Annotated in this window: 5 protein-coding genes and 1 pseudogene; all 6 read left to right on the forward strand. The window is 41.6% G+C overall.

Translation table 11 applies throughout. The features are described 5' to 3' along the window. The first annotated feature begins 664 nt into the window (after positions 1-664). Positions 665-2164, forward strand: a complete 1500-nt coding sequence (locus CS562_RS32340) for a monooxygenase (protein ID WP_099859428.1) — start codon at positions 665-667, stop codon at positions 2162-2164. Between the two features lie 326 nt (positions 2165-2490). Beyond that, positions 2491-2976 (forward strand): MarR family transcriptional regulator, encoded by a 486-nt coding sequence (locus CS562_RS32345; protein WP_099859429.1) that lies wholly within the window; start codon positions 2491-2493, stop codon positions 2974-2976. 241 nt (positions 2977-3217) lie between these two features. After that, entirely contained in the window at positions 3218-3883 is a 666-nt protein-coding gene (locus tag CS562_RS32350) for a Type 1 glutamine amidotransferase-like domain-containing protein (RefSeq protein WP_099859430.1), read from the forward strand. A 365-nt stretch (positions 3884-4248) separates the two neighbouring features. Then, complete coding sequence (locus CS562_RS33160) at positions 4249-4395, forward strand: hypothetical protein (RefSeq protein WP_175380615.1); 147 nt, start codon at positions 4249-4251, stop codon at positions 4393-4395. A 338-nt stretch (positions 4396-4733) separates the two neighbouring features. Beyond that, on the forward strand, positions 4734-5984 hold the full coding sequence (locus tag CS562_RS32355; RefSeq protein WP_076291302.1) for an MFS transporter: 1251 nt from the start codon (positions 4734-4736) through the stop codon (positions 5982-5984). 484 nt (positions 5985-6468) lie between these two features. Further along, positions 6469-6661 (forward strand): annotated as a pseudogene (locus CS562_RS32360) (sugar ABC transporter substrate-binding protein); the annotation flags it as partial.

Raw genomic sequence — 6661 nt, forward strand, 5'->3', positions numbered from 1 at the left:
GAGCAACAGGCACAAGTCAGATGCCGGGAATGGCTATAGTACAAACGACTGTTGTTATTCAATACTCACCCCAGTCGGTAATTCCACTGGTTATCACACAATTAGCATAGTAATTATCGTTCGCATAGATAATTATATTTTTGCCACCTTTATAATGGTGGCTTTTCTTATGTAGATAATTACTATAGGACTCGCTAACGTTCTCCCCATTACCTAGGTTAAATAGTTTGAAAGCCTCGCTGTTCATTTACATATTCCCAGTGAAAGTCGCAATTTTAGCGGCTTATTCTATTTCAAGGTACCAAAAACTGTCTCCATACCGAGGGAAAGAACGCAAGTCAAAAGCCTGGAATATTAATTCATCATTTTTAGATAATATTGTTTCAATCAAAACAATTTACAAAATATATATTGTTTAAATCTAATATTGATGATACTATAATTTTGTTTCGTACAAAACAATATATTATTTTTGTTTTGTGTAAAACAATGAAATAAGGAGGCGCGCATGATAATAAATCCGAGTACCGTCACACAAACAGTGGCAGATCTCATTTCGCAAATCGTCATTACCGCTTCTTCGTTATCTTTTCAGTCCAAGTAAGTCTTTGCTAAATTGGATGCAATTGCATCGATTTTCAACTAAGAGAGGAGAAATATGAAAATGAATTATGATGTGATTATTATCGGAGGGGGACCTGTCGGCATGATGTTGGCAGGAGAACTCGCTTTGGCGGACGTCAAGGTTTGTATTTTGGAGAAATTAGAAGATACCACCCCATACTCTAGAGCACTTAGTATCCATCCTCGTACAATAGAAATGCTGGACTTGCGCGGTTTAAAAGCGGAATTGTTGAAGATCGGGAAACCGTTGCCTACCGGGCATTTTGCAGGTTTGGAAACTCGGTTGGACTTTACGGTCATCGACTCTTCATCAAATTATTCATTGTTTATTGCCCAATCCGAAACCGAAAAGATACTGGAGCGCAGAGCCAGAGAGCTAGGTGCGGAAATACGGCGAGGAACGGAAGTTTCGTCTATCTCACCAAATTCAGAATATGTAGAAGTGGTAGCCACTGGAACTGAAGGCGAAATGACATTAACAGCAGCATATGTAGTTGGTGCAGATGGAGCCGGAAGCATTGTACGTAAACAGGCGAACATTCCCTTTAACGGAACGGATACAACACTTACTTCGGTCCAAGGCGATGTTGTGCTTAAACGCCCGCCTGCAACGAATGTCGTTTCCAGCTTTGACGAGAACGGAATGATCATGATCGTTCCTGTGTCTAAAGAGTTGCATCGTGTAGTTTTCATCGATCCGGATCGAAAATCTATTCCTAAGGACACACCGGTCACGCTGGAGGAACTACGCTCGGGAATGCTTCGCATGTTAGGGGACGACTATGGGATTTCAGATCCGTACTGGATGACTCGCTTTGGCAATGCTACCCGACAAGCTGACCGCTACAGGGAGGGAAGAATATTCCTTGCAGGGGATGCTGCTCATATTCATTTCCCTGCCGGAGGTCAAGGTATGAATGTGGGACTGCAAGAGGCCTTGAATCTCGGTTGGAAATTGGCTGCGGAAGTGAAAGGATGGGCACCAGAAGGATTGCTCGATAGTTACCATGAAGAGCGTTTTCCCATCAATTCAGCATTGCTTAGGAATACACGTGTACAAACGCTGTTATTTGGTAGCGATTTTTCATCGACTACGATCGATCTGCGGACAATGATTTCCAACCTATTGGAAATTCCGGAAGCAAACTACCGCTTAGCGAGTCAAATTGCAGCTGTGGATGTTGGCTATACAGTGCCAGATACTGTTTCTGAACATCCATTAAATGGTCGCAGACTTGCAGAGATCAAACTGCGTAAGGAAAACGGAGATATCTTCAGCAGTTACGAACTTTTCCGGGAAGGCAAATACATATTGCTAAATCTCGTTAATGATCAACTCGTGGAAGGCATCACTCGTCGTTTGCCCAATCAGCATTTCACATGTGTTAATGCGATATTGGCGGAACCAGCCCTGGACTGGAACAATGTGCACACAGCAATGATTCGTCCGGATGGATATATCGCATGGGCAATTTCCGATCAAGACAGTGAACTGGAACAATGCATAAAGAAAGGTATTAATAGCATCAGCAAAGGGTAATTTTTTTACTCTTATTGTTTTGTGAGAAACAAAAAATGTCCGGAAGCCTCTGAATCATCGCTTTCCGGGCATTTTTTCTATGTGAAGTGTTGATATGAGAAAAGTCCCGTTTTCTTACTTTACACTCGCAGTGTCAGCTACGTTTTGGGGCGCAAATTTCAATGCGGGGAAAATGCCCAAGTTGTTCAAAGGCTCGGATGCAACTAATCCCATTATTTCATGGATACTTTGGTCTACAAGTTTCCAAAAATAAGCGTATCAAATGTTTTTTGCGAAACAATTATGTATAATGAGGAGAGATATGCGAATAGAGGAGACCAAAGAAAATGCAGCCAATGGATCATTCTAAACAATGGATTTTTAAAAGCTTTATTCATCTTATGAGTCAACAGGACGTAAGGGAAAGCAAGTTATCCGTCAGAATGAGTGAGGAACTACATAAATTCGAAAAGGAATTTGGAGAAAAGGTGAATTTGACCTTGTCGGAGATTCACCTCATCGCATGTATCGGAGATTTCTCACCGATTAATGTCACCTCCATTTCGGAAAAAACGGGATTAACCAAAGGGTCTATCACAAGAATTAGCAAAAAACTTCTAAAACTGGCCTTGATTAAAAGACAGCAGATTAATGACAATAAAAAAGAAGTCTACTATAGTTTGACATCAAAAGGCCAAAAAGTTTATGTTATCCATCATCGAATCCATCAAGAAATTGAAGAACGATTCATGAAATTTCTAGATAAATATACAGCTGATGAACTTGTTTTTGCGAGCAAGTTCATCCAGGATTTAAAAGAGTGGGATTATTGAAAGATGTGCACCTGAATTGTCGATAAAATAAATGCCCATAGAGCTGCTAAGTTAGCAGCTTTTTTGTTTTATCGGTACAAGTCCGTGTCCCATGTTATGGTAATATAGAGTTGGATTTATGAAATGTGTACAAGGGTCTGTAAGCGAGATAGCTAAAGAACAGTTCATCTTTCTAGCGTGTGTAATATGTTTTATCGTTAGAATGGAAGCATGTAAAAAGTACATATGGAGGTTATTAAGTTTGAAAACTCACTACTACTTCAGTTGGTTTAATGATTTTTTTCCAGAGAAGCTGGTCAAATTGTTGCAGGAGGATGTACAAGACAGAAAATCGCTTGTTATGATTAGCGCTGATCCGTCTGGTTATACAGGTGAGCAAATTAACTTTGATGATGTTTCAGAATGGAGATGGCTGAATCAGGCTAATATTATTTTTGATGAATATTATTTCATTGATTACCGCATGCAGAAGGAAGATGCCCGGCGATTCATTCAAAACGCCTCTGTCATTTTTTTATGCGGTGGATATCCTGTTTTGCAGAACGATTTCTTGACGGAATATGAATTATCGGATGTTATTAAGAACAGCAATGCCGTTATAATGGGTGCCAGCGCCGGTGCGTTAAACATGGCTGCAAAATGGTTAAGCTTGAATAACACTGATGAAGTTGAAACAAGTGCTATTTATGATGGTATTGGCTTTGATCAATTTGCCTATGAATCACATTCTCAACGCGACTACGCCACATTTGTTCAAGGCTATCTGTTCCCCTTGTCTGAAGAGATTGATGTTTATGCGGCAGAACAGGAGAGTGCTGTGCGTGTGAAGGACGACAAAATAGAAATAATGGGTCCAGTATATTTAATTTCCCAATCAAAGATTCAGAAATTGGTTGAGACGCTCTAATCAGGGTGAGTGATGGAAAATCCACTTGCGTATCCAGTCACAATAGAGGGCAACCGTACCAGTTACAGTGGAATATGACGATGCAGTCAAAGTTGCCTTTGCTTAGTCTACAACTTTATTTTCCGAGGCTAATTTATTTTATTTGAACACAAGGAAAAAATCCTTTTACAATCATTGTCAGTACGTTATAATACAATCACCAGGTGGATTACTCAACATAAAAAGTTAAATATTGTAATTATTTAGTGAGTTCCACCATGTAAATTTAGATTGGATTCTCTCCCTTTCACAGTCATGGAGTCACCCTTGGCTCGTCATAGTCTTGAGCCGCTTATTACATAATAGATATCGGAGGAGGTGTGGTTATGGTCAAGAAGAAAATTTCCAAAGCCCTCAGCGCTGCTTTAGTCGTTTCTATGCTGGCTACTGGCGTGATCGTCGCTATCCAAGGTAATACAACGTTAGAGGTAGCGAAGTCAGCAGGGGATAAAAAGGTTGAAGTTATTAAATAAGTGAGACCTTACATGCAGAAGATAGGTGCGAAAGCCAACGGAATCAAAAGACTCAAACAGTGTTAGCAACTAAAGATGAAATGCTCTCTGCTAATTAGATGAGATGAATAATATCACCATTATAATCAACACAGTCGCCATCTTTGATGGTGGCTTTTTTGTTTTGTAGAGCGGGGTGCGCCCTGGCAGGAAAAGAATATTTTTGGGAGACGCACTCTGAAAATTCAGTCTTTAGTATGAGGTGAACGATGTGGAAGTCCGTATAATTAGGAATTGAAAGGAGAGTCATATCTTACTCAAAATGGGAATCTTTTTGAACAAATTGGAGGTTGAAAAGATTGGATCGGCACGAAAAAACCATGAATGCACCAAGCCTGTTTCGCAATCGGTTCCTGCAGACGATTTTATTATCAAGCGTGCTCCTGCAGGTTGGCATTTGGGTACGTAATTTTGCTATTCTCTTGTACGTTGCGGAGAGAACAAACAATGATCCATACGCTATTTCGCTAATCAGCGTAGCCGAATTCGCACCAATTTTTGTTTTTTCGTTCATTGGAGGTACATTTGCTGACCGCTGGCGGCCAAAGCGAACGATGATCTGGTGCGATTTATTATCCGCGGTATCGGTATTCGTAGTACTTCTGACCATACATTTCGGTTCTTGGCACTCCGTTTACCTTGTCGCATTCATCTCAGCTATTCTTTCGCAGTTCTCTCAACCTTCGAGCATGCGTTTGTTCAAGTATCATGTGCCCGAAGAACAGCTCCAGCAAGGGATGGCTCTATTCCAATCACTGATGGCCATCTTCATGGTGCTTGGTCCTATGCTCGGCACCTTCGTTTACAGCACATTTGGCCTTGAAATATCGATCGCTGTCATGGGCTTGGTATTTCTGCTCTCTGCACTCGTTCTTATTCGTCTGCCAGAAGATCATATGCAATCTCAAACCGCCGCTGTAAAAGGGCAGTTCCGTAAAGAATTCATTGAAGGCTTCCGCTATGTTTGGCAAAGCCAAGTACTGCGGATGCTCGGACTGGCATTTATTCTCGCGGGACTGGCTGTTGGCGTAGCCCAAGCGCTCAACCTGTTTATCGTAACGGAGCGGCTGGGCAGAAGCAAGGAATTCCTGCAGTATCTGCTAATGGTTAATGGTGCAGCTATGCTGATTGGTGGCGGAATCGTGGCCGCTTTCGCCAAGCGGGTTCCGCCGCAGATTCTTCTCGCAATAGGTATGATCGCAGGCGCAGTCTGCACAGCCATTGTAGGGTATTCGACAAGCGTTCCACTCACCCTGACCGTTCAATTTCTGAATGGACTTGTTTTCCCGTGCATTCATATTGGGATCAGCACAATGATTCTGAAATGGTCAGAGGCTTCGATTGTCGGCCGGGTGAATGGGGTTCTGAATCCGATGTTCGTTGGCATGATGGTCGTTTCCATGTCTTTCGCTGGCGCATTAAAGGGTGCCTTTTCGCTGGGTACAATCTATAGTGGTGCAGGATTATTATTTCTTCTTGGCGCACTGGTCATGGTTCCGATCATGAACCAAAAAGCGCCTGATAATACACATATTGCACAAGAGACATAATTCGCGATATCTATAAAATTTTAATGAGAAGAGCCGGTCATGAAGAAGTGATGGGTTCTTCTTCATTTCCTGGGAGTAAGCCCTCCAGAGTCATAGTGATAAAAAAATTGAAGATGATTGTTTTGCTGGAAATGGGCCGCTATTATAGCTGCTTTTTTTGTTTTAAGGAACTAAGTTCGTGCCAAAATAATGACAGTTCAAGGAGAATACCTTTGAAGCGCAGGGCATTGTGCCAGGATATCAACAATTATTTTCATGCGCATTACCGGGAGGGAGAAAACCTGAACTTTTCTCGGAAAGAGCTATAATTCGAATATAGTTTCCAGGTAGTGTTAAATTTATAATTAAATTATCCCAATGAAAGGGTTTTCATTAATACGAGATTGAAACTTTGGAGGTGCTTTNGGTAGTGTTAAATTTATAATTAAATTATCCCAATGAAAGGGTTTTCATTAATACGAGATTGAAACTTTGGAGGTGCTTTATGGGGGGCAATAAAAAGAATTTTTTCCGTATGGGGGCAACATTGTTGTTGTCGCTGAGCGTTGTGCTGGCTGGTTGCTCAGGCAGTGCAGGTGACTCCGGAAGCGGAGAAGAGAACAGTGCAGGAAGTGAAGTGGGGGCTGACAATCCGATAGAAATCTCGGTATTTCTGAACGAGGCCGGACAGCAGCCAA

Origin of the sequence: Paenibacillus sp. LK1, from assembly GCF_002750415.1 — a bacterium.
In the GTDB taxonomy this organism is placed as follows: domain Bacteria; phylum Bacillota; class Bacilli; order Paenibacillales; family Paenibacillaceae; genus Paenibacillus; species Paenibacillus taichungensis.